This is a genomic window from Streptomyces sp. NPDC059917, assembly GCF_042730635.1.
In the GTDB taxonomy this organism is placed as follows: Bacteria; Actinomycetota; Actinomycetes; order Streptomycetales; family Streptomycetaceae; genus Streptomyces.
In genome coordinates this window covers 126,435-148,309 of the sequence record NZ_JBHWLC010000003.1, presented here as the reverse complement: position 1 = coordinate 148,309, position 21,875 = coordinate 126,435, and the positions used below count along the sequence as shown (strand labels likewise).

The window sequence follows — 21,875 nt, the reverse complement described above, 5'->3', positions numbered from 1 at the left end:
CCCCCGCCACCGACGGTCCGCACCGCCCCCGACCACACCCCCCACCGGTTCCGACCAGCACCCGCGCCCGCTCCCCGCCCCGGGCCGCCCGCGCCCCCGACGCTCCCTTCCTTGGCCGGATCCGGTCGGGCGGAGAAGGGTCCGGGCCGCCCGGGCGACCCTCAGCGCGCGGTCAGGGCGTACGCGTCCAGGGGCGGGTTGGCCCCGGCGCGGGCGAGCGCGTCGAGGGTGTCCAGGGTCGGCCGCAGGGCGCGGGCGACCGCCGAGTCCGGGGCGAGGTCGGCGTACATCTCCCGGCAGATGGCGATCTCCCAGTCGGCGTCCTGGAGGCCGGTGGTCTCCACGCCCCGCTCCGCCACGGTCCGCCAGCCGGCGGGGCCGAGCAGGGCGCGCAGCGCGTCGCGGGACATCGGGGTCCGCACATTGGCCCCCTCGCCGTGGCCGTACGCGGCCGCTTGGCCCTGGGCCAATACGGCGAGCAGGTGGGGGATCCGGTCGGCCGCGCGCGGGGTGAGGTCCCATTCGGCGAAGCAGAGCGCACGGGCCCACGGGCGCACCCGGGCCAGGGTGTCGGCCAGCTGCTCGGTCGAGTCGAAGTACCAGGAGCAGTGCGCCAGCACCACGTGGTCGAAGGAACCGTCCGCGATGCCCGCCGTCGCCTCCTCGTCCAGCACGTCGAAACCGAAGCGGAAGTCGATGCGCGGGCCGAGCGGCCCGGCCGTCAGCCGGGCGGCGGAGTCGCCGACGGTCACCGGCGCGCCGTAGGAGGGGTCGGCGACGTCCACGGCGAGCACGTGCCCGCGCGGCCCCACGGCGTCCGCGAGCACGGCGGTCATGTCGCCCTGACCGCACCCGACCTCCAGCACCCGTGCGCCGGGGGCGATGTCCCAGTGCCGCACCAGCTCCACCCGGTGGCGGGTCTGCGCCTCCTGGACCGCGCGGTCCCGGTCGGCGGCGGCCATCTCGGCGGCGAGTTCGGTGATGCGGTCGGGCGGGGTGTCGGGCACGTGGACCTCGGATCCGGGGGTGGGGGAGGGGGCCCGTACGCCGTACGACGCATCGCGCGCCGGCGCTCGGAGCGTCGGCGCGGGGCCCTCATGACCCCATCACGTCTCCCGCTCGGCCGCACCGGAATTTCCGGCGGACCCGCCCGCGCTCCACGCCAGGGCGAGCGCGGTGAAGGCGCGGGCCGCCGCGCTCTCGTACGCGCTCTCCCGGCGCAGCAGTACGACGGTGCGCGCGGGCAGGGCCGGGGCGAGGTCCACGGGGTGCAGGCCGGGCCGGTCGCGGGCCAGGGCGTCGGGCAGCACGGTGGCCAGGGGGGTGCGCCGGACGATCTCGGTGAGGGCGCCCAGCGAGTTCGCCTCCACCGCGATCCGGGGCGCGACGCGCTGCGCGGCGAAGTAGCCGTCGATGTGCGAGCGCGTCGCGAACTCGCCGCTCAGCAGGGCGAGATCGCGACGCGCGAGATCGGCGACCGGCAGCGGCGCGGTGCGTCCGGCGAGCGGGTGGGCGTCGCCCACGACGAGGCCGAGGCTCTCGGTGAAGAGCTCGGTGGCCGCGATGCCCGCGAGGTGCGGCCCGGCGAAGGCGATCGCGAGGTCCAGCTCGTCGGCGAGCAGCCCGGACTCCAGCTGAGCCTGCGTCATTTCCTTGACGTCCAGGCCGATTCCGGGGTGGCTCCGGTGCAGTCGCGCCGCCAGCGGACCCAGCAGGTAGGCGGTGAAGGTCGGGGTCATGGCGAGCCGCAGGGTGCCCCGGGACAGGTCCGCCACGTCGAGCACGGCCCGCTCGGCTGCGGCCAGGTCCCGCAGGGCGCGCCGGGCGTAGTGCAGGTAGGCCGCCCCGGCGTCGGTGGCCCGCACGGTACGCCCGCTGCGGTCCAGGAGCTGCACGCCCACGGCCCGCTCCAGCTGCCTGATCTGCTGCGACAGCGTCGGTTGGGAGACCCGCAGCTCCTCGGCGGCGCGGGTGAAGCTGCCCTGCTCGGCGACGGCGAGCAGATAGCGGAGGTGACGCAGTTCCGGAGCCATGGACCCAGGATAGGCCGAAGGTATAGATGTCACCAATATCGATCATGCCGAATACGACTTGGACGCTATAGACCCAGCTCATGCATGGTGGAACTCGTCAGCCCGTCACCACCGACGGAGGCCGACGCACACCGAAAGGAGCGGCCATGCACGAGCTCGCAGCGGGCGTCGCGCACTTCCAGCGGGACGTCTTCCCCGCGAAGGCCGGGCTCTTCGCCCGCCTGGCGACCACCCACCGGCCGCACACGCTCTTCATCGGATGCTCCGATGCCCGCGTCGTGCCCGAGCTGATCACCCAGCAGGAGCCGGGGGAGCTGTTCGTCATCCGGACCGCCGGGAACCTGGTGCCCGCCTACGCCCCCGGGGACGAGGGCGTAGGGGCCAGCATCGAGTACGCCGTCGCCGCCCTGGGCGTGAGCTCCGTCGTGGTCTGCGGACACTCCGCCTGCGGCGCCATGACGGCGCTCGCCGAGGGCCACGACCTGACCGACCTGCCCGCCGTCGCACGCTGGCTGCGCCATGCCGACGGGTCGCTGGCCCGTAGCGCCCGGCATGCCGGTACGGACGCCGCCGCGGACCGGGTCGGCGCCCTGATCCGGGACAACGTCGGCGCCCAGCTGGCCAACCTGGCCACCCACCCGTCGGTGGCCCGCGGCCTGGCCGCGGGCACCCTCGCGCTGCACGGCTGGGTCTACGACATCCCCACGGGAACCGTCGAGGACTTCGCCCGCGCGGCCTGATCTCTCTCCCCCTCCACCCCTACCGAAGGAAGAAGCCCCCATGCCGCACGCCCAGTTCGACCCCTCCGCCCGGCAGGCCCTCGCGATCACGGCGGTCGACGCCAAGATCCGCAAGGACCTTTCCTGGCAGGAGATCGCCGACGTCACCGGCCTCTCGGTCGCCTTCGTCACCGCCGCCCTGCTCGGCCAGCACCCGCTGCCGGCCGACGCGGCCACCGCCGTCGCGGGGCTGCTCGACCTCGACGCCGACGCCGTGCGCCTGCTCCAGACCGTGCCCACCCGCGGCTCGATCCCGGGCGGCATCCCGACCGACCCGACCATCTACCGGTTCCACGAGATGCTCCAGGTGTACGGCACCACCCTCAAGGCCCTGGTGCACGAGCAGTTCGGTGACGGCATCATCAGCGCGATCAACTTCCGGCTCGACGTCAAGAAGGTCGCCGACCCGGAGGGCGGCGAGCGCGCCGTCATCACCCTCGACGGCAAGTACCTTCCCACGAAGCCCTTCTGAGCGGTCGGTGCGGGTGGGCGCTCGGGCCGTACCCGCCCGACGGCGGCCACGGCCCGAGCACGTCGGCCGGTCGGGCGGTCAGCAGGTCAGCCGGTCGCCCGGGGTGACGCCCAGGATCTGCGTGAAGGCGCGGTACTTGTCCACGCGGCTCTGGACCTGCGCCGGGTTGCCCCCGTTGCACTCCAGCGAGCCGTTGATGGAGCGGATTGTCTCGCCGAAGCCCGCGCCGTTGACCATGGCCGTGTGGGCGGTCATCGTGCCCGGGCCGTTCTGGGTGTTCCAGTACCAGAGGGCCGTCTTCATGGCCACCGCCGGGTCCTGCTCGACCAGGTACGGGTTCGCGAGCAGGTTGATGCCCAGGGCGTCGCCGGCCGCCTTGTAGTTGAAGTTCCAGCTGAGCTGGATGGGGCCGCGGCCGTAGTAGGCGGCCTGTCCGGCCGGACAGCCGTAGGGCTGGGACGCGTCGCAGTAGTGCGGGTAGTTGGCCGTGTTCTGCTCGACGATGTAGACAAGCCCGCCGGTCTCGTGGGAGACGTTGGCCAGGAAGGCGGCGGCCTCGCGGCGCTGCGTGGTGGCGTCGCCGGTGTGCGTGAAGCCCGGGTAGGCCGACAGCGCCGCGACCAGGCCGTTGTAGGTGTAGAAGGGGTTCCGGTTCGGGAACATCTGGTTGAACTGGGCCTGGGAGACCACGAATCCGGACGGGTCCGGGTCCGGGTCCTGACCGCCACCGCCGCCGCAGGCGCCCTGGTCGGACCAGACGCCCCACTGGCCGGTGGTTCCGGGCGTCTCGCCCTGCGTCCACCACTTGGCCTGCCAGTTGTGGCCGCCGTACGAGATGGTCATCCCGTTCGTGTACACGGAGGAGGAGGCCCACGGACCCGCGCACGCGGCGGCCGCGGCGGCGGGGGTGGCGGGCAGGGCGATGGCGAGGGCGGCGGTCACGGCCGCGGCGGAAGCCAGGGCGAGGGCGCGGCGGCGTAGCGCACGGATCACGGAAGTGCTCCTTGGGTGGGGGGAGTTGCCGTGGGGGGCAACTACCGCCACTCAAGCGAAGCTGGTCTGGACCTGTCAAGGTCTAGACCAGCTTCGGCATATGTGCGCCCCCCGGCACCCCCCGAGGATCCCCGCGGCGGCTACCCGTCCGACGACTGCCCGCCGGCCGTCACCGGCCAGCTGCCGCCGAGGGCGAGGGCGGTGCCCACCAACCCGATGTGACTGAACGCCTGCGGGAAGTTGCCGAGTTGGCGCCCGCCCACCGGGTCGTACTCCTCGGCCAGCAGCCCCACGTCGTTGCGCAGGTCCAGCAGCCGCTCGAAGAGTTCGCGCGCCTCCTTCTCCCGCCCCGTCATCAGCAGGGCGTCGGCCAGCCAGAACGAGCAGGCCAGGAAGGTCCCCTCGGCCCCCGGCAGCCCGTCCACGGTCGCCCCCTCCGTCGAGTAGCGGCGCACGAGCCCGCCGTGGCCCAGCTCGCGACGGACCGCGTCCACCGTGCCGATGACCCGCGGATCGTCCGGCGGCAGGAACCCGACCCGCGGGATCAGCAGGGTCGCCGCGTCGAGCTCGGTGGAGCCGTACGACTGGGTGAAGGTGCCCCGCACCGGATCGAAGCCCTTCTCGCAGACGTCGCGGTGGACCTCGTCGCGCATCGTGCGCCAGCGCTCGATGTTCCCCTCGACCTCGGGGTTCGCCTCCAGGGTGCGCACCGCCCGGTCGGCGGCCACCCACGCCATCACCTTGGAGTGCACGAAGTGCCGGCGCGGACCGCGCACCTCCCACAGGCCCTCGTCGGGCCGGTGCCAGTTGTCCGCCACGAAGCGCAGCAGCGCCACGTTGATCTGCCAGGCGTGCGGCTCGGCGGGCAGCCCCGCCGTGCGGGCCAGGTAGAGGGAGTCGATGACCTCCCCGTACACGTCGAGCTGGAGCTGGTCGACCGCCGCGTTGCCGACCCGCACCGGTGCGGACGACTCGTACCCGGCCAGCCACGGCAGGTCCGTCTCCGGGATCCGGCGCTCGCCCGCGATCCCGTACATGATCTGGAGGTCGGCCGGATCGCCCGCGACCGCCCGCAGCAGCCACTCGCGCCAGGCCCGCGCCTCGTCGAGGAAGCCGGTCTGGAGCAGCGAGCCGAGGGTGAGGGTCGAGTCGCGCAGCCAGCAGTAGCGGTAGTCCCAGTTGCGCACGCCGCCGATCTCCTCCGGGAGGGAGGTGGTGGGCGCGGCGACGATCCCGCCGGTGGGCGCGTAGGTCAGGGCCTTGAGCGTGATCAGCGAGCGCATGACGGCATCGCGGTAGGGGCCCTCGTACAGGCACTGCTCGGACCAGGCCCGCCAGTCCTCCAGGCTCTGCTCCAGCGCCTCGTACGGATCGATGAGGTCCGGGCGCGGCTCGTGCGAGGGGTGCCAGGTCAGCACGAAGGCCACCCGTTCGCCCGCCTCGACGGTGAACTCCGAGCGGGTGCTCAGGTCCTCGCCCCAGGTCTCCACGGGCGGGTCGCTGCGCAGCCACGTCGAGTCGGGTCCGGCCACGGCGACCCGGTGGCCGTCGCTGCGGCGCACCCAGGGCACGACGGCGCCGTAGTCGAAGCGCAACCGGATCGTGGCCGCCATGGGCACCGCGCCGGAGAGCCCCTCGACGATGCGCACGACATCGGGGGCGACATCGCGCTGCGGCATGAAGTCGGTGACCTTGACGGTGCCCTCGTCGGTCTCCCAGATCGATTCGAGCACGAGCGAGTCGCCCACGTAGCCCCGGCGGGTGCATCCGGCCCCGGCCGGTGCGACGGCCGGGGCGATCCGCCAGTGGCCGTTCTCCTCGTCCCCCAGGAGCGCCGCGAAGCAGGCGCCCGAGTCGAAGCGGGGCAGGCACAGCCAGTCGATGGATCCGTCCCTGCCGACCAGGGCCGTGGTCATCAGGTCGCCGATCAGCGCGTAGTCCTCGATGCGTTGGTTCACGCGATTCGTGTTCCCCCGTGATCAACGGGCTAAGCGGGCCGACCGGGGGTGAGATCGCGCTGCCCCCGGGACCGGCCCCGCGTCGTCAGCGGGTGCCCAGGGTGATCCAGCGGGCGGTGCTCGGGACGCCCCGGGCGTCCAGCAGGAAGAGCATGTAGTGGCCGGGAGGGGCGTCGGCGGCGCCGGGGGGCGTGCGCAGGCGGACCGTGTCGCCCCGGACCCCGCCGAGGCGCAGCTCCAGGTGGCGCTGGCTGGTGTTCACGGAGTGGGTGACGGTCGTGGGGGCGAGGAGCACCGCGCGCCGGACCTCGCCGGGCGTGCTGGTGCCCACCTGGAACTCCGTGTCGTAGCCGAGGTTCCCGGCCGGCACCCGGTCGAGCGCGGGACGTGTGCCCCGGTGCAGGTAGGCGGGCTCGTAGAGCTCGATGCTGCCGTCCATGCCGTCGCGGACGTCCGGGTCGTTGGCGATCTGCTGGAGTTCGTCGCCGGTGACCATGACCCGGCCGTCCGGCAGCACGAGGGCGTTGGAGTGGTAGCCGCGGGGGAGCCGCTGGGCCGGTCCGAGCCGCCACCGGCCGTCCGCCCCGCGCGTCTCGATCTGCCGGTACTTGAGGTCCGCCTCCGGGTTGAAGGGGCCGTGGCCGTAGTTCCGGGTGTCCAGGGCTCCGTTGACCGTGAGGAGGGTGGCGTCGGGCAGGATCAGGGTGTCGTCCTGGGTCCGGCCGAAGGCCCGCGGCTCCTCCGTGGTCCACGCGCCGCCGGAGAGCCGGTAGGTGTTCGGGTCGTGCGGGTCGCCGCCGAGCACGAGGACCGAGTCGGGGCCGCGGAAGCCGGCGGGCAGCGGTACGGCCGAGCCGTAGCCGCGGAAGTCGGCGGGCCGCCGGGCCAGGTCGGCGCGCGTCTCCTTGACCGGGTCGAAGAGCCACTGCTGGTCCGCGTCGCGCCCGAGCCCGTAGATCATGCCGTCCCGCAGCGAGAAGAGGTGCGGGTAGTCGTTGCGGAAGGGCGCGTCCGCGCGGAACCGCTCCACCGGGAGACCCGTGGGAATGTCGTACGTGCGCCACGGCACGGGACGCGAGCGCGCCGGGAAGCGCTCCACGACGGGGGTGGGCGTGCCCGTACCGCGCTCCGACTGGCCGGACATGACGAGCTGGCGGCCGTCCGCGCCCGTCACCACCGAGGGGTACCAGCGCCCCACGGACATGTCGCGGTTGCGGAACCAGGTCTCGGTCCACGGGTCGAAGACGAAGGACAGCTTGGCGCCGGTGCCGCCCTTGCCGCCCACGTTGCCGCCGAACACGGCGACCATGCCGTTGGGCAGGAAGGCGTGCCCGGCGCAGAAGAACGGGGCGGGCCGGGGCGCGTAGGTGCCGTCGGGCATCAGGACGGTCGGCGGCTCGACCTTCTTGAAGGAGCGGGCTCCGGTGCCCTTGGCCGGGTCCCAGAGGTAGGCGCGCCCGGCGTTCGTCCGGCCGATCCGGTCGGTGGGACCGGTCTCCTTGGTGGGGTCAGTGCCGACGCGCTCGAAGGAGAAGAGGAGGACCTTGCCCGTCGGCAACTGCGCGACGTGGACCCCGAAGTCGGGGGAGGGGAAGTACTCGGTGAAGCGGCCGGACGCGGCCGGGTCGAACGAGGCGTTGGCGGCCCGCTGGGAGGTGCGCAGCGCCTCCAGGCTCGCGGTGCGTTTGGCCTGCGGGTACTCGGCGGCGCCGGTGTTGCCGACGGCGAGGCGCCGGCGGGCGTGTTCCCGGGCGTGGTCCTCGCCGAGCAGGGCGACCTCGCCGGGGTCCGCCGCCGTGTCGTCGTGCCGAGGGGCGACGGCCGGCGGGGTCGCGCCGCCCCGGGGAGCGGCCGTGGCGGGGGCGGGGGCGGTGGCGGCCAGGGCGGCGAGGGCGGACAGGGCGACGAGGCCCGCGCGGGCCGACCTGCTGGCGGCGGACCGGGCGGGGGAGGCGGGCGAGGCGGAGGAGGCGGGCGAGGCGGAGGAGGCGGTGGTGGAGCGGGCGGCGGACCGGTGTGCGCGGGGCATGGGGCTCCTGGACGCGAGAGGGGAGGGGACGCCACCGGGTGATCTCCCGCACCCTCGGGCCGAATCGCCGCCCATAGTAGGAGAAAAGGGATGCCCCGCCGGGCGTGCCGCGCGCGCGGCACGGGAGTTGGGCCGTCCAGCCCTTGGGACGGCGGTCTCGATCGCGCCGAGTCCCGGGCCGATCGCGCCAATACCGCCCGGTAGTCGCTCCGGTGCGGCGGACCACGGCTTAGCGTCCCGCCATGCAATCGAACAGACGGACGTCCGCCCTGCTCATACCCGCTCCGGCCGTACCCGCCCCCGCTCCCGCCCCACCGGGCCGCCGCGCCCTGCTGCGCACCGCCGTGGCCGCGACGGCCGCCGCCGGATCCGTCCTCGCCCTGGGCTCCGCCTTCCCCGCCTCCGCCGCCCCCGAGGCCGGGGACCGCTCCGAAGTCGGGTCCCGCCCCACCACCCCGCAGGAGGCGCTGCGCCGCCTGGCGGCCGGCAACCGGCGCTGGGCCGCGCAGCGCCAGGAGCACCCGCACGAGACGCCCTCGGCGCGGCTCCAGCTCGTGGCGGGCCAGCACCCGTTCGCCGTGGTCCTCGGCTGCGTGGACTCCCGGGTCCCGCCGGAACTGGTCTTCGACCAGGGCCTCGGCGACCTGCTGACCGTGCGCTCGGCGGGCGAGGTGCTGGACGAGGCGGTGCTCGGGAGCATCGCCTACGGGGTGCTCGAACTGGACGTCCCCCTCGTGCTGGTGCTGGGACACCAGTCGTGCGGGGCCGTCGGCGCCGCCGTCCACGCCGACGAGAGCGGCGAGCCGCTGCCCGCGCACGTCCAGTACCTGGCCGACCAGATCCGACCCGCCATCGACCGCACCCGGCAGGGCGCCGCCCGCGTCGACGCGACCATCGACGCCCAGGCCCGGCGCACCCGGCAGCGGTTGGCGGAAGAACCCGACCTGGCCCGGCGCGTGGCCACCGGGCGGCTGGCCGTGGTCGCGGCCCGCTACGAGCTGCGCGACCAGCGGGTGCGCACCCTCTCCTGAGCCGCCCTGTCCCGAGCCGCCCTGTCCTGAGCCGCCCTGCCCCGCGCCGTCCTGTCCCGCGGCGCACCGTCCCGTGCCGCGCCGCCCGGCGCCGTGGCGGATCGACCCCCGGCGTCGGGTGTGTCGCCCGGATGGGTGTGGACGGGGCCGCCCGGCACGACAAGGCGGTGGGGTGCTCGTAGCGTCGTGAGCGTCAGGGGCCACTCGGCCCGACACGGTGAACTCTCCTGATGAGAGGCCATGTCGATGCAGTCAGACGCGCCGATATCGAGCCTGCTGCGGGTCCACCGCGGCACCGCCGAACCCGAGGAGCTGGCCGCGATCGCGGTCGTGGTGGCCTGCCTCGTGGGCCGCGCCTCGCACGCCGTCCGCGAAGCCGCGGGCCCCGCCCGGCCCGCCCGGGCACCCCGCCACCGCCATCAGGCGCCGCGTGCCCACGGATGCTGGGCGGGGTGCTGGGCCTGCGGCTGACCCGCGGGCCCGGCGACCGGCCCCGCGGGCCGGTCCCGGACCCGTCCCGCCTCAGCCGGTGCGGAGCACCTTCGCCAGCACGTCGAGCAGGACCGCCTCGGGAGCGCCGGACTCCGGTGCCCCCGCGCCGCCGTCCGTGCGCCAGGCCACGAACCCGTCGGGGCGCACCAGTACGGCGCCCCCGGCGGGCAGCTCGTGCACCTCGGTCCAGTCGACGTCGTCCGCCTGCACCAGGTCGGCCCCCGACCCGGCGGACCCGACCGTGTAGGAGTCCAGGCGCGCGCCGCCGCGCCGGGCCACCGCCGCGGCGGCCTCCGCCCACGGGGTGCCCGGCGAGGTCAGCAGGACGAAGGACCGCTCGTACAGGTCCAGCGTGGACAGGCGCTGCCCGGCCCGGGTCACCCACAGGTGCGGGGCCCGCGTGCCGACGTCGCCCTTCAGGCGCAACCCGTCCGGGATGACCGCGCGGTCCGGGTCGCCGCCCACGACCGCGCCGACCGGGTAGCAGTACCCCATGGCCGTGGGCAGGACCCCGCTCTTGGGGCCGCCGCCGCCCATCGTCGGCGGCGGCGCGTAGCCCGGGTGGCTGTGCTCGGCCGAACGCGCCGACGCCCGCTCGCTGGTGGCCCTGGCCACCGGAAGCCGTTCGGCCTCGTAGCTGTCCAGCAGCTCGATGCCGGCCGAACCGTCGAGCACCGCCGCGATCTTCCACGCCAGGTTGTGGGCGTCCTGGATGCCGGTGTTGGAGCCGAAGGCGCCCGTCGGGCACATCTCGTGGGCGGCGTCCCCGGCCAGGAACACCCGTCCGGAGGAGTACCGCACCGCCACCCGTTCGGCCGCGTGCCAGGGTGCCTTGCCGCCGATCGCGACGTCCAGGTCCGGGACGCCGATCGCCTCGCGGATCTGGCGCACGCACCGCTCGTCGGTGAAGTCCTCCAGGGTCTCGCCCTGGTCCGGGTGCCACGGGGCGTGGAAGACCCACTGCGTGTCGTTGTCCACCGGCAGCAGCGCGCCGTCCGCGCCCGGGCGGATCAGGTAGCAGACGATGAAGCGCAGGTCGCCCAGCACCTCGGTCAGCCGCTGCGACCGGAAGGTGATGCTGACGTTGTGGAACAGCTCGCCGCCACCCGTCTGGGGGATGCGCAGGGCCTCCCGGACGGGGCTGCGCGGGCCGTCCGCCGCGATCAGGAAGTCGGCGCGCACCCGGATGTGCTCGCCGGTCTCCCGGTTCTTCACCAGGGCGTCCACACCGTTCTCGTCCTGGTCGAAGCTCATCAGCTCGGTGGAGAACCGCACGTCGGCGCCCTGCGCCCGGCTCTGCGCGGCGAGTTCGGGCTCGATGTTGTTCTGGCTGCACAGGCACCAGCCGGTGGGGCTGAAGCGGGCCAGCGTCCCGCCCGGGTCGACCTCCTTGACCAGCCAGTTGTGCTGGTCGCCGGTGAGCGATTCCGTCTGCAGGATGCCGTTGTTGGCCGCCAGGGCGGACGCGGCCCGCCGGATGGCGGGTTCCGCGCCGGCCGTGCGGAACAGCTCCATGGTCCGGGCGTTGATCCCGCGTCCGCGCGGGTGCTCGGACGTACCGGCGTGCTTCTCGACGAGCAGGTGCCTGATCCCGTGGCGGCTCAGGAACAGCGAGGTGGACAGGCCCACGAGGGAGCCGCCCACGACGAGGACCGGTACGCGGACATCGGGGTTCTCTTCCATCGGCAAGGGGCTCCTGATTTCTGTGCGGATCCTGCGGATCGTGCGGGGGAGTGAACTCCTTTATGCCCCCGATCGGTCACGGAGCCCGGGCGATTCGCCGCTTGTCACCCGCTTGATTGTGAGATGTAGCGATTCGTCCCGGTCCGGATGACCATGAGGGACAGCGGACCCCCCGCATCGCAAACGCGTCGGCGTGCACGCCCTCACGAAGGAGTGAGCAGATGACCCACACCCTGGCCGAACGGGTGTCACAGTCCGCCTTCGACGGCTCGATGCTTCGGGTCGTCCTGCTGATGGACCTCCACGAAGGCACCCAGCAGCGGTTCTTCGAGGCGTACGAGCAACTGCGCCACGACATCGCGTCCGTCCCGGGTCACCTCGGCGACCAGCTGTGCCAGTCCTTCGAGAACCCCTCCCAATGGCTCATCACCAGCGAGTGGGAGAGCGCGCCGCAGTACCTCGCCTGGGTCAACAGCGAGGAGCACGCCGAACAGGTCCGCCCGCTGGGCGCCTGCGCCCGCGCCATGCGACCGCTGAAGTTCACGGTCCTGCGCGAGACCGGCAAGCGCTACGACGCCCCCGCGGCGCCCGAGGTCCGGGCCCAGCTGCAGCCCGCGCCCCGGCTCGGCGCCGGCATCGTCCGCCACGGTCTCACCTTCACGGTCAAGCCGGGCAGCGAGGCGGCCGTGGCGGAGATCCTCTCCTCCTACGCCTCCCCGGCGGCCCGCGTCGACGACCACACGCGGCTGTGCCGCACCTCCCTCTTCATGCACGGCAACCGGGTGGTGCGTACGGTCGAGGTCCAGGGCGACCTCATGGCGGCGCTGCGCCACGTGTCCGAGCAGCCCGAGGTCCGTGCCGTGGAGGAGGCGCTGAACCCCTACCTGGAACAGGACCGGGACCTGGCCGACCCCGAATCGGCCCGGATGTTCTTCATGCGCGCCGGGCTCCCCGCGGTCCACCACATCGCCGCCCGCGACGGGGAGGCGGGCCCGGCCGAGGTCCACCGGCACGCCGTCCTCTACCCCGCCAAGCCGGGCTACGGGCCCGCCCTGGCCCGGTTCCTCTCCCAACAGGACGAGGCCGCGGCCCGGCGCCCCGGCGGAGCGGTCCGCAGCAGCAGCATCTTCCAGCGCGACGACGTCGTGGTACGCCTCCTGGACGTGAGCGGACCGCCCGAAGCCCGCCCCGCGGCGGCCGTCGGCATCGAAGGGCCGCGCAAGGCGGCGGTCCTCGCCCGGATGCTCGCGGGCCCGGCCGGACACTTCCCGGCCACGCCCCACCCCATGAAGCTGATCACGGACCGGCACGCTCCCGCGCGGTCCTGATCCGGCCGCGGCGCCGCCCGCGCCGGGCCGACCCCGCACCACCCCGGCTCCACCTCTCCCCGCCCCACGGCTCCACCCCACCCACCCCCAGCGACGACAGCCTCGTGCAGGCTCCGTCTCCGCCCGGAGGAAGTCCGCCATGACCAGAGAACGCCCACGCATCGTCGACCTCAGCCAGACGCAGCCCAACACCCGGCGCGGCGGCGATCTGCGAGCCGTGCTCACACCGACCTCGGTGGGCTGCACCAGCGGTTTCATGGGCCTGGCCGTGATGGCCCCCGGTGAATCCATCGCCGAGCACTACCACCCGTACTCCGAGGAGTTCGTGTACGTGGTCGCCGGGCACCTGGAGGTCGACCTCGACGGCGAGGCCCACCCGCTGCGCACCGACCAGGGGCTGCTCGTGCCCCTGAACGTGCGCCACCGCTTCCGCAACGTCGGCGACACCGAGGCCCGGATGGTCTTCCACCTCGGCCCGCTCGCCCCCCGGCCGGAACTGGGACACGTCGACACCGAGGAATCCCCGCACGCGTCCGCCCACGCCTCGGCCCATACGACGGCCGTCGAATGGGATCGTCCGCCGGACCGCACGGGAGTGGTGTCGTGACCCGCCGCCGGGTGGCCGTCACCGGAGTCGGCGTCGTCGCGCCCGGCGGCATCGGCACGGCCGCCTTCTGGGACCTGCTGTCCCACGGCCGCACGGCGACCCGGGGCATCACCCTCTTCGACCCGGCCGGATTCCGCTCGCGGATCGCCGCCGAGGTGGACTTCGACCCCGCCGCGCACGGCCTGGACGCGGACAGCGCGGCCCGGGCGGACCGGTACATCCAGTTCGCCCTGGTCGCCGCCCGGGAGGCGGTGGCCGACGCGGGCCTCGACCTGAGCGACGACGGCAGCTGGCGCACCGGGGTCTCCCTGGGCACCGCCGTCGGCGGCACCACCCGCCTGGAGCACGACTACGTCGCGGTCAGCCAGCAGGGCGAGTGGTGGGACGTGGACCAGCGCCTCGCCTCGCCCTTCCTGCACCGCGCGTTCACCCCCGCCACCCTGGCCTCGGCCGTGGCGGAGCAGACGGGCGCGCGGGGCCCGGTCCAGACCGTGTCCACCGGCTGCACGTCCGGACTCGACGCGATCGGGTACGCCGTCCACTCCATCCAGGAGGGCCGGATGGACGTGTGCATCGCCGGCGCCTCCGACTCACCCGTGTCCCCCATCACGGTCGCCTGCTTCGACGCCATCAAGGCGACCTCGCCCAACAACGACGACCCGGCCCACGCCTCCCGGCCCTTCGACGCGCACCGCGACGGCTTCGTGCTCGGCGAGGGCGGCGCCGTCCTGGTGCTGGAGGAGCTGGAACACGCCCGGGCCCGCGGCGCCACCGTCTACTGCGAGATCGGCGGGTACGCCACCTTCGGCAACGCCCACCACATGACGGGGCTCACCACGGAGGGCCTGGAAATGGCCCGTGCCATCGAAACCGCCCTGGCCCAGGCGCAGATCGCCGCGAGCGGGATCGACTACGTCAACGCGCACGGATCCGGCACCAAGCAGAACGACCGGCACGAGACGGCGGCGGTCAAAAGGGTCCTCGGCCACCACGCCTACAAGACCCCGATGAGCTCCATCAAATCCATGGTCGGGCACTCGCTCGGCGCCATCGGCGCCATCGAACTCGCCGCCTGCGTCCTGGCGCTCCGCCACCAGGTGGTGCCCCCGACCGCCAACTACGAGACCCCCGACCCCGAATGCGACCTGGACTACGTCCCGCGCACCGCCCGTGAACACCCGCTGCGCAGCGTGCTCTCCGTCGGCAGCGGATTCGGCGGGTTCCAGTCGGCCGTGGTCATGTCCCAGCCGAAGGAGGTGCGCGTGTGAACGCCCGTGGCAATGAGCGGGGCAACGCCCCTGCCGGCGCCGCCCGTCGGCCGTCCGGCCCCCCGGCGGTCGTCGTCACCGGCATCGGGGTCGTCGCCCCCAACGGGATCGGCGCCGACGCCTTCTGGAAGGCCACCCAGGCGGGCGACCCGGTCATCGGCCGGATCACCCGACAGGGCTGCGAGCACCTCTCGCTGCGCGTCGCGGGCGAGGTCCGCGGCTTCGACCCGGCCACGCTCGTCGAGGAGCGGTTCCTCGTCCAGACCGACCGGTTCAGCCACCACGCCCTCGCCGCGGCCGACCTGGCCCTGGAACACGCCCGGCTCGGCCGCGCGGACTACGAGGACGACCCGTACGCGGTGGGCGTGGTCACCGCCGCGGGATCCGGCGGCGGCGAGTTCGGACAGCGCGAGCTGCAACGCCTGTGGGGACGCGGACCCCGCTACGTCGGCCCGTACCAGTCCATCGCCTGGTTCTACGCGGCGAGCACCGGCCAGGTCTCCATCCGGCGCGGGTTCAAGGGCCCCTGCGGGGTACTGGCCAGCGACGAGGCCGGCGGGCTCGACGCCTTCGCGCACGCGGCCAGAGCCATCCGGCAGGGCAGCCGCGCCATGCTGGTCGGGGCGACGGAAGCACCGCTCGCGCCGTACTCGGTGGTGTGCCAGCTCGGATACCCGGGGCTGAGCGTCAGCGACGACCCCGAACGGGCCTACCGCCCCTTCACCGAGAAGGCCTGCGGCTTCGTCCCGGCCGAGGGCGGCGCCATGTTCGTCGTCGAGGACGCGGACGCCGCCGCGGAGCGCGGTGCGCCCGTACGCGCCACCCTCGCCGGACACGGGGCGACCTTCACCGGACCCGGCCGCTGGGCGGAGTCCGCCGAGGGGCTCGCCCACGCGATCCGGGTCGCGCTGCGGGAGGCCGACTGCGCCCCGGAGGAGATCGACGTCGTCTTCGCGGACGCCCTCGGCACGCCGGAGGCCGACGCGGCCGAGGCCCGGGCCCTGCACGGGGCCCTCGGCGCGCACGGCCGGACCGTACCGGTCACCGCGCCCAAGAGCGGTACCGGGCGCGCCTATTGCGCGGCCGGCACCTTGGACGTGGCCGCCGCCGTCCTGGCGCTGGAACACGGCATCCTCCCGCCCACGCCGAACGTCTTCGACGTGTGCCACGACCTGGACGTGGTCACCGGTGGCGCCCGCTCCGCGGAGCTGCGCACCGCCCTCGTGCTGAGCCGGGGCCTGATGGGCTCCAACTCGGCGCTCGTCGTGCGCGGGCAGCGCCCGTAACGGGCCGTCGCCCGCATCGGCAGCACCCACCGGCAGGTGGCCGTGGCCGCAGTGGTGGCCACGGCCACGGCCACGGCCAACGCCGTAGTCGCAGTCGCAGTCGCAGTCGCAGAGAGAAAGGCATCCACCATGTCCGACCGACTCACCATGGAAGAACTCGCGGGCCTGATGAAGACCGCCGGAATCACCGTCGACCCCGCCGAGCTGGCGAGCCGGCCGGACGCCGTGTTCGACGACTACGGCCTCGACTCGCTGGGACTCCTCGGAGTCGTGGGCGAGTTGGAGAACCGGCGGGGCCGCGCGCTCCCCACCGACGCGGACCGCTGCAAGAGCCCCGCGGAATTCCTCGACCTGGTCAACAACAGCCTGATGACGGGAGCCTGAGATGGCCGGCCACACCGACAACGAGATCACCGTCAAGGCCCCCGTCGACCTCGTGTGGGAGATGACCAACGACCTCCCCAACTGGCCGCAGCTCTTCAGCGAGTACGCGTCCATCGAGATCCTCGACCAGGCCGGAGACACCACCAAGTTCCGGCTGGCGATGCACCCCGACGAGAACGGCGTCGTGTGGAGCTGGGTCTCCGAGCGCACCGTGGACCGCGCGGGCCTCAGCGTCCGGGCCCGCCGCGTGGAGACCGGCCCGTTCGCGCACATGGACATCCACTGGGAGTACGCCCCGGTCCCCGGCGGCACCCGGATGAGGTGGGTGCAGGACTTCGCGATGAAGCCCGAGGCCCCCATCGACGACGCGGGCATGACCGACCGGATCAACCACAACTCCCGCATCCAGATGGAGCTGATCCGCGACAAGATCGAGCAGCACGGCCGGGAGAAGGCCGAGCGCCCCGTCCCCGTCGCCGGCGGCCGCTGAAACCCGTCACCACGAGCAGGAAGGCACTCTCCCTCCCATGCACCAAGCGCTCATCGTGGCCCGTATGGCACCCGGCTCCGCACCCGACATCGCCGACCTGTTCGCGGCCTCGGACGCGGGCGAGCTGCCCCACCTGGTCGGCGTCAAGCGCCGCAGCCTGTTCCAGTTCGGCGAGGTGTACCTGCACCTGATCGAATCCGACACCCCGCCGGGACCGGCCATCGCCGAGGTCACGGGCCATCCGGAGTTCCGCAGCCTCAGCGACAGCCTGACGCGGTACATCAGCCCGCACGACCCGGAGACCTGGCGCGGCCCGAAGGACGCGATGGCCCAGCGCTTCTACCGCTGGGAACGTCCCGCCTGAGGGAGCAGCCCCCCACCGCACGGCCCCACGGGCCGGGACGGACGCCGCGGCGCACACCGCGCGGCGCTCCGCCCCGGCCCGTCCGGCTGCACCGCCCGTACGCGCGCCCGGGTCACCGGGACGGCCGCAGCGCCCCGGTCGGCGCCGCGGGCGCCGGGCCGAGGGTCGTCGTCCCCGGCGCCGCGCGGTGCCCCAGGCCCGTGCGGTACGCGTCCAGCGCCGCCTCGGTGCGTCCCGCCTGCCGCAGCAGATCGCCCAGCAGTCGGCACAGGTCGGCGAGGTCCCCCGACGCCCCGCTGCGCTCCAGGAGGGCCAGCGCCCGTACGTAGTGCTCCTCGGCCGCGTCGGTGTCCCCGCGCTCCTGCGCGATCAGCCCCAGCAGCCGGTGGGCCCCGCCCGCGTGCACCGCGCCGTGCCGGTCGCCCAGTTCCAGCAGCTCCGCCAGCAGCGCGGCCGCCTCCTCGTACCGGCCGAGTCGGCGCAGTACGTCGGCCAGCTCCACCTCGACCTGCGCGGTGTAGAGCGCGGCCCGGCGCGCCGCCAGCATGTCCCGCGCTGTGCGCAACTCGCTCTCGGCGGCCTGTAGTTCGCCGTTCTGCGCCTGTACGTACCCCCGCATCCAGTGGCAGTGCGCCAGGTCGGCGCCCAGGCGCAGCTGCCGGTAGATCGCCTGCGCCTTGGCCAGCGAGGCGTCGGCGTCGGCGGGCCGCCCCTCGGCGAGGAAGGTCCGGGCCACCTGCCGGTGCATGCCCGCGACCAGCGCCGGATCCCCGACCCGGGGCGCGAGCGCCAGCGCCAGTTCGGCCGCGTGGGCGGCCCGCGCGTGCGCGCCCATGTCGATGTAGGGGCCGATGACGGCCGCGTAGAGCAGCACCAGCGCCTCGGGATCGGGCAGCCCGCCCGTGTTGAGCTCGTCGATGGTGGATTCGAGCAGGTAGCAGGCGTAGCGCAACTCGCCGGCCAGCAGCAGTGCGACCGCGCGGCCGCGGATCGGCCGGGCCCTGCGGTGCAGCGGTTCGCCTTCCAGCAGGCGCTCCGCCGCCTCGAACCGGGCCACGGCGTCGGTGAGTTCGCCCGACTCCAGGGCGCAGTCGCCGAGACCGAGCAGTGCCTCGGCCCGCTCCGCGGTCAGCCCGAGCCGCTCCGCCTCGGCCAGGAGCGGCCGGTAGCGGTCGGCGGCCTCGTCGGCGGCGCCGGTGGCGAGCGCCCGCTGCGCGTCGGTCAGGCCGAGCCGCAGCTCGGTGGCCACGGCGGCGGCCCGGCCGGTGCTCAGCTCCTCGTAACTGACGTCCAGGCGCCCGGCGAGGAAGCGCAGGGCGGTCTCGGAGGGGCGGACCTTGCCGGACTCCAGCGTCGAGACGTAGGCGGCGCTGTAGGCGGGCTCGGCCAACTGCCGCTGGGTCAGACCGCGTTCTGCCCGCAGTCGCTGAACCCTGCGCCCGATCTCGCTCGGTTCGTCCATCGATGCTCCCTGATCACGCCAATGCGCCGCCGAACGAACAGTATTGGGCCACGCGGACCATTGCGCACGCCTCCCGCGCCCCCTAATTTAAGCAACCGATTCACTCTGCTTAATCAGCCACTTAACTTCCGTACTTCCGTTGCTCAACTTCCTTGTCGTAGGGGGCATGTCGTGGGACGAGCGCATTTCGTGAGATCGGGGCACTTCGCGGGGCGGGGGCGGTCGCCCCGGCGGATCGCGCGCGCGGTCGCCGTGGCGTGCTGCGCCACCGCCGTGCTGCTGGCCGCCGGACCGGGCGACGCGGGCGCCGACCCGGCGCCGCGCCCGAGCGCCGCACCGCCCGGCGGGGCCCGCGTACCGGTGGAGGTGCCGGGGCCGGAGCACGGCGGCGAAGCCGGGTCCGGATCGGTCGAGGTACCGGCCGGGGGCCGGGCCAAGCCCGGGCTGCGGCTGCCCGAGGCCGGTCGGGCGGCCGACGGGGTCGTCACCAAGATGATCGACAACGGCGCGGTGGCCGACCGCCTCGACGTCGTGGTCGTCGGTGACGGCTACACCGCCGCGGAAACGGACCGCTTCCACATCGACGCCAAGGAGAAGTGGGCCGAACTCTCCGCGGTCGAGCCCTACGCCAGCTACCGCAACCTCTTCAACGTCTGGACCGTCGACGCCGTCTCCCGGGAGTCCGGCGTCTCCGGCGACCCCGACCGGGCGACGGTCCGCGACACCGCGCTCGGTGCGTACTTCTGGTGCGAGGAGATCGAACGGCTGCTCTGCATCGACCAGCCCAAGGTGGACGCCTACGTGGCCAAGGCGCCCGCGGCCGACCTGGTGATCGTCCTCGCCAACAGCGCCAAGTACGGCGGCGCGGGCTACAACGAGCCCAGCGCGACCCTCGGTTACGCCGGTATATCGACCGCCTCGGCGGGCCACCCGAAGTCCGGCCAGGTCGCCGTCCACGAGACCGGCCACTCGCTGGGCAAACTGGCCGACGAGTACTTCTACCCCGGGGTCCCGGACTACGAGCACTACACCGGTCCCGAGCCCGCCGACTCCAACACCTCCACCCTCGCGTCCGGTCCCATGGGCGAACAGCGGGCGAAGTGGTACCGCTGGCTCGGCGAGCCCTCGCCCGACGGCGGCGCGGTCGGCGCGTACGAGGGCGGCGGGTACTACGTCACCGGCCTCTACCGGCCGACCGACGCCTCGATCATGCGGGTCCTGGGCAAGCCCTTCAACCTGCCCGGCGTCGAGGCGATGATCGCGGGGTTCCACCAGTACGCGCGTCTGGCCACCCCGCTCGCCCCGACCGGGCGCACCCTGCGGCTGCGGGACGCCGCGAAGGTCTCCGTCCCCCGGCTGACCGGCCCGGACGGGCGGCAGCCGGTGGTGCGCTGGTACCTGGACGGCCGCGAGCAGAAGCGGTTCGAAGGCCGCAAGGAGGTGCACGTCGGCGAACTGTGGCTCTTCGACCTGCGGGCGCACCGGCTGACGGTCACGGTCGAGGACCGCACGCCCTCGGTGCGGGACCCGGAGATCGCCCGCAAGCTGCGGTCGTCGGTCGAGTGGCAGGTCCGGCTGTAGCGCGCGCCCTCGGCGTGCTCCGGCCATTGCGGTCAACTCTGGCCGAAAGGGCGGGAACAGGGCGGAGGTAGGACCTGGGAAGGTCAGAATGACCGCGGATGTCCGTGGTCGGACCGGGTCCGCGGACCGCAGAGAACGGGAGCCGCAGGTGCCTACCCCACGCCTCGACCGACGCCACCGCCACCGCCACCGCATCAGCGGTACCGCGGCGGCCGCCGCCGTACTGCTGTCCCTGCTGGCCGGGGCGGTCCCGGCGGCGACCGCCGCCGACCGACCGGCCCCGGCCCCCGCCCCGAAGGCGTCCGGGCACCGGCCCGCCGCCCTCGACCGGCAGCGGCTCGACCAGGACCTCGACGCCGTGCACGCGGCGGGCCTGTACGGCGCCTACGCGGCCGTGCGGGACGGCGCCGACCGGTGGCGCGGCGCCACCGGCTTCGCCGACGTCGACACGCGGCGGCCCACCCGCCCGGACATGCGCCACCGGATCGGCAGCGTCACCAAGACGTTCACCGCGGTCGCCGTGCTCCAACAGGCGGGCCGCGGCAGGATCGAGCTGGACCGGCCCGTCGGCGACTACCTGCCGGACCTCGTCCCGGGGGAGCGCGGCCGCGCGATCACCGTCCGCATGCTGCTCAACCAGACCAGCGGCATCGCGGACTACCTGCCGATGGCCTTCCCCTCGCTCCTCGAGGGCTCCCCCCGGAGCCTGGACGACAACCGCCACCGCCATTTCCCGCCGACCGAGTTGATCGGGTACGCGGTGGGCGCACCGCAGGTCTTCGAACCCGGCGCGCGCTGGTCGTACTCCAACACCAACTACGTCCTGCTCGGCGAACTCCTGCGCGCCACCACCGGCGAGGACCCGGAGACCGTCATCGCCCGTGACGTGATCCACCGCGCCCACCTGCGCGACACCTACTTCCCCGGCGCCGAGACCACGGTGCGCGGCCCGCATGCCAAGCTCTACGAGTCGTTCTTCGGGGCCATCGACCCGCCCCGCGACTACAGCGACTACGACATGTCGTGGGGCGGCACGGCGGGCGCCCTGGTCGCCACCATGGACGACGTCAACACCTTCTACCGCGCCCTGCTCCAGGGCCGCCTGCTGCGCCCCGAACAGCTCCGGCAGCTGCTGACCACGGTCCCCGTCAAGGACGCGGGCGGCCGGGTGACCATGCGCTACGGCCTCGGCATCGTGCGGGTCGACACCCGGTGCGGGCCGTTCTGGGGCCACGACGGCGCCGTCTTCGGCGGCGGCACGCTGGCCCTCTCCTCGACGGACGGCGGCCGCCAACTCGCCCTCGGCGCCAACCTGTCGAAGTACGAGCGGCTGGACGCGAGCGGCAACCCGCTGCCGAACGCCATCGACGCGGCCAGGAGCGCCTTCATCGACGAGGCCCTGTGCGGCGGCGCTCCGGCACGACCCGGCGCCCGCGCCACCGGACCGGACGCCCCGCGCGGCCCGGACGAAGACAAGCCCCGGCGGGTGGGCCCCCCCGGCGGGGGGACGCCCGCCGGGCCGGGGGCGGGGGGGAGGCGGGTGCGCCCCCCGGCCCCCGGGGCCGACCCCGGGTCGGGCGGGACCCCCGGCGCCCCCAGCGCCGGGTGCGGGGGGAGCCGGGCGGAGTGGGGCAG

20 protein-coding genes are annotated in these 21,875 nt (G+C 74.1%); 13 read left to right on the top strand and 7 right to left on the bottom strand.

The features are described from left to right. Positions 1–161: 161 nt before the first annotated feature. Entirely contained in the window at positions 162–1,007 is an 846-nt protein-coding gene (locus ACFWAR_RS02930) for a class I SAM-dependent methyltransferase (protein WP_385772504.1), read from the bottom strand. Between the two features lie 99 nt (positions 1,008–1,106). Further along, positions 1,107–2,033 carry a transcriptional regulator CynR gene (gene cynR / locus ACFWAR_RS02925; protein ID WP_385772503.1) on the bottom strand — a complete coding sequence of 309 codons (927 nt, stop codon included), beginning with the start codon at positions 2,031–2,033 and terminating at the stop codon, positions 1,107–1,109. Between the two features lie 146 nt (positions 2,034–2,179). On the opposite strand from cynR, the gene ACFWAR_RS02920 reads away from it, so the two are divergent. Both ACFWAR_RS02920 and cynS read left to right on the top strand, forming a co-directional pair. Next, entirely contained in the window at positions 2,180–2,773 is a 594-nt protein-coding gene (locus tag ACFWAR_RS02920) for a carbonic anhydrase (protein WP_385772502.1), read from the top strand. 40 nt (positions 2,774–2,813) lie between these two features. Then, entirely contained in the window at positions 2,814–3,284 is a 471-nt protein-coding gene (gene cynS / locus ACFWAR_RS02915) for a cyanase (RefSeq protein WP_385772501.1), read from the top strand. 78 nt (positions 3,285–3,362) lie between these two features. Here the strand turns inward: cynS and ACFWAR_RS02910 are convergent, their stop codons facing one another. The 3 genes from ACFWAR_RS02910 to ACFWAR_RS02900 all read right to left on the bottom strand — a co-directional run bounded on the left by ACFWAR_RS02910 (position 3,363) and on the right by ACFWAR_RS02900 (position 8,264). Continuing rightward, positions 3,363–4,277 (bottom strand): glycoside hydrolase family 19 protein, encoded by a 915-nt coding sequence (locus tag ACFWAR_RS02910; protein WP_385772500.1) that lies wholly within the window; start codon positions 4,275–4,277, stop codon positions 3,363–3,365. Positions 4,278–4,417: 140 nt separating this feature from the next. After that, positions 4,418–6,235, bottom strand: a complete 1,818-nt coding sequence (locus ACFWAR_RS02905) for a glycoside hydrolase family 15 protein (RefSeq protein WP_385772499.1) — start codon at positions 6,233–6,235, stop codon at positions 4,418–4,420. An 85-nt stretch (positions 6,236–6,320) separates the two neighbouring features. Further along, on the bottom strand, positions 6,321–8,264 hold the full coding sequence (locus ACFWAR_RS02900) for a galactose oxidase-like domain-containing protein (RefSeq protein WP_385772498.1): 1,944 nt from the start codon (positions 8,262–8,264) through the stop codon (positions 6,321–6,323). A gap of 242 nt (positions 8,265–8,506) precedes the next feature. On the opposite strand from ACFWAR_RS02900, the gene ACFWAR_RS02895 reads away from it, so the two are divergent. Together ACFWAR_RS02895 and ACFWAR_RS02890 are read left to right on the top strand one after the other, a co-directional pair. Continuing rightward, positions 8,507–9,295: a carbonic anhydrase gene (locus tag ACFWAR_RS02895; RefSeq protein WP_385772497.1), complete on the top strand. Its 789-nt coding sequence runs from the start codon at positions 8,507–8,509 to the stop codon at positions 9,293–9,295. Positions 9,296–9,535: 240 nt separating this feature from the next. Then, positions 9,536–9,766, top strand: a complete 231-nt coding sequence (locus tag ACFWAR_RS02890; RefSeq protein WP_385772496.1) for an acyl-CoA carboxylase epsilon subunit — start codon at positions 9,536–9,538, stop codon at positions 9,764–9,766. Between the two features lie 51 nt (positions 9,767–9,817). Here the strand turns inward: ACFWAR_RS02890 and ACFWAR_RS02885 are convergent, their stop codons facing one another. Continuing rightward, positions 9,818–11,470 carry an FAD-dependent oxidoreductase gene (locus ACFWAR_RS02885; protein WP_385772495.1) on the bottom strand — a complete coding sequence of 551 codons (1,653 nt, stop codon included), beginning with the start codon at positions 11,468–11,470 and terminating at the stop codon, positions 9,818–9,820. Between the two features lie 221 nt (positions 11,471–11,691). Between ACFWAR_RS02885 and ACFWAR_RS02880 the strand changes: the two genes are divergently transcribed. From ACFWAR_RS02880 to ACFWAR_RS02850, 7 genes are all read left to right on the top strand, one after another. Then, positions 11,692–12,798 (top strand): SchA/CurD-like domain-containing protein, encoded by a 1,107-nt coding sequence (locus ACFWAR_RS02880; protein WP_385772494.1) that lies wholly within the window; start codon positions 11,692–11,694, stop codon positions 12,796–12,798. 139 nt (positions 12,799–12,937) lie between these two features. Continuing rightward, entirely contained in the window at positions 12,938–13,405 is a 468-nt protein-coding gene (locus tag ACFWAR_RS02875; RefSeq protein WP_385772493.1) for a cupin domain-containing protein, read from the top strand. After that, complete coding sequence (locus tag ACFWAR_RS02870) at positions 13,402–14,673, top strand: beta-ketoacyl-[acyl-carrier-protein] synthase family protein (protein WP_385772492.1); 1,272 nt, start codon at positions 13,402–13,404, stop codon at positions 14,671–14,673. The genes ACFWAR_RS02875 and ACFWAR_RS02870 overlap by 4 nt, the downstream gene beginning before the upstream one ends. Positions 14,674–14,756: 83 nt before the next feature. Beyond that, positions 14,757–15,959, top strand: coding sequence for a beta-ketoacyl synthase N-terminal-like domain-containing protein (locus ACFWAR_RS02865; RefSeq protein ID WP_385772580.1), 1,203 nt, complete (start codon positions 14,757–14,759; stop codon positions 15,957–15,959). 129 nt (positions 15,960–16,088) lie between these two features. Next, positions 16,089–16,343: an acyl carrier protein gene (locus tag ACFWAR_RS02860; RefSeq protein ID WP_385772491.1), complete on the top strand. Its 255-nt coding sequence runs from the start codon at positions 16,089–16,091 to the stop codon at positions 16,341–16,343. Between the two features lies 1 nt (position 16,344). Continuing rightward, positions 16,345–16,833, top strand: coding sequence for an SRPBCC family protein (locus ACFWAR_RS02855; RefSeq protein WP_385772490.1), 489 nt, complete (start codon positions 16,345–16,347; stop codon positions 16,831–16,833). Positions 16,834–16,870: 37 nt separating this feature from the next. After that, positions 16,871–17,197 (top strand): TcmI family type II polyketide cyclase, encoded by a 327-nt coding sequence (locus tag ACFWAR_RS02850; RefSeq protein ID WP_385772489.1) that lies wholly within the window; start codon positions 16,871–16,873, stop codon positions 17,195–17,197. Between the two features lie 112 nt (positions 17,198–17,309). Here ACFWAR_RS02850 and ACFWAR_RS02845 read toward each other — a convergent pair whose 3' ends face one another. Further along, on the bottom strand, positions 17,310–18,659 hold the full coding sequence (locus tag ACFWAR_RS02845; RefSeq protein WP_385772488.1) for a tetratricopeptide repeat protein: 1,350 nt from the start codon (positions 18,657–18,659) through the stop codon (positions 17,310–17,312). Between the two features lie 189 nt (positions 18,660–18,848). Here ACFWAR_RS02845 and ACFWAR_RS02840 point away from each other — a divergent pair, with 189 nt between their 5' ends. Together ACFWAR_RS02840 and ACFWAR_RS02835 are read left to right on the top strand one after the other, a co-directional pair. Beyond that, complete coding sequence (locus tag ACFWAR_RS02840; protein WP_385772487.1) at positions 18,849–20,240, top strand: M64 family metallopeptidase; 1,392 nt, start codon at positions 18,849–18,851, stop codon at positions 20,238–20,240. Between the two features lie 148 nt (positions 20,241–20,388). After that, a partial coding sequence (locus ACFWAR_RS02835) for a serine hydrolase domain-containing protein (RefSeq protein WP_385772486.1) occupies positions 20,389–21,875 on the top strand: 1,487 nt, incomplete at its 3' end.

What these genes read in the sequence shown, in the direction of transcription:
- ACFWAR_RS02860 (WP_385772491.1), top strand. Translation starts at nt 16,089, where the DNA reads ATGTCCGACCGACTCACCATGGAAGAACTCGCGGGCCTGATGAAGACC.
- ACFWAR_RS02895 (WP_385772497.1), top strand. Translation starts at nt 8,507, where the DNA reads ATGCAATCGAACAGACGGACGTCCGCCCTGCTCATACCCGCTCCGGCC.
- cynR (WP_385772503.1), bottom strand. Translation starts at nt 2,033, where the DNA reads ATGGCTCCGGAACTGCGTCACCTCCGCTATCTGCTCGCCGTCGCCGAG.
- ACFWAR_RS02880 (WP_385772494.1), top strand. Translation starts at nt 11,692, where the DNA reads ATGACCCACACCCTGGCCGAACGGGTGTCACAGTCCGCCTTCGACGGC.
- ACFWAR_RS02845 (WP_385772488.1), bottom strand. Translation starts at nt 18,659, where the DNA reads ATGGACGAACCGAGCGAGATCGGGCGCAGGGTTCAGCGACTGCGGGCA.
- ACFWAR_RS02890 (WP_385772496.1), top strand. Translation starts at nt 9,536, where the DNA reads ATGTCGATGCAGTCAGACGCGCCGATATCGAGCCTGCTGCGGGTCCAC.
- ACFWAR_RS02855 (WP_385772490.1), top strand. Translation starts at nt 16,345, where the DNA reads ATGGCCGGCCACACCGACAACGAGATCACCGTCAAGGCCCCCGTCGAC.
- cynS (WP_385772501.1), top strand. Translation starts at nt 2,814, where the DNA reads ATGCCGCACGCCCAGTTCGACCCCTCCGCCCGGCAGGCCCTCGCGATC.
- ACFWAR_RS02920 (WP_385772502.1), top strand. Translation starts at nt 2,180, where the DNA reads ATGCACGAGCTCGCAGCGGGCGTCGCGCACTTCCAGCGGGACGTCTTC.
- ACFWAR_RS02900 (WP_385772498.1), bottom strand. Translation starts at nt 8,264, where the DNA reads ATGCCCCGCGCACACCGGTCCGCCGCCCGCTCCACCACCGCCTCCTCC.
- ACFWAR_RS02850 (WP_385772489.1), top strand. Translation starts at nt 16,871, where the DNA reads ATGCACCAAGCGCTCATCGTGGCCCGTATGGCACCCGGCTCCGCACCC.
- ACFWAR_RS02875 (WP_385772493.1), top strand. Translation starts at nt 12,938, where the DNA reads ATGACCAGAGAACGCCCACGCATCGTCGACCTCAGCCAGACGCAGCCC.
- ACFWAR_RS02885 (WP_385772495.1), bottom strand. Translation starts at nt 11,470, where the DNA reads ATGGAAGAGAACCCCGATGTCCGCGTACCGGTCCTCGTCGTGGGCGGC.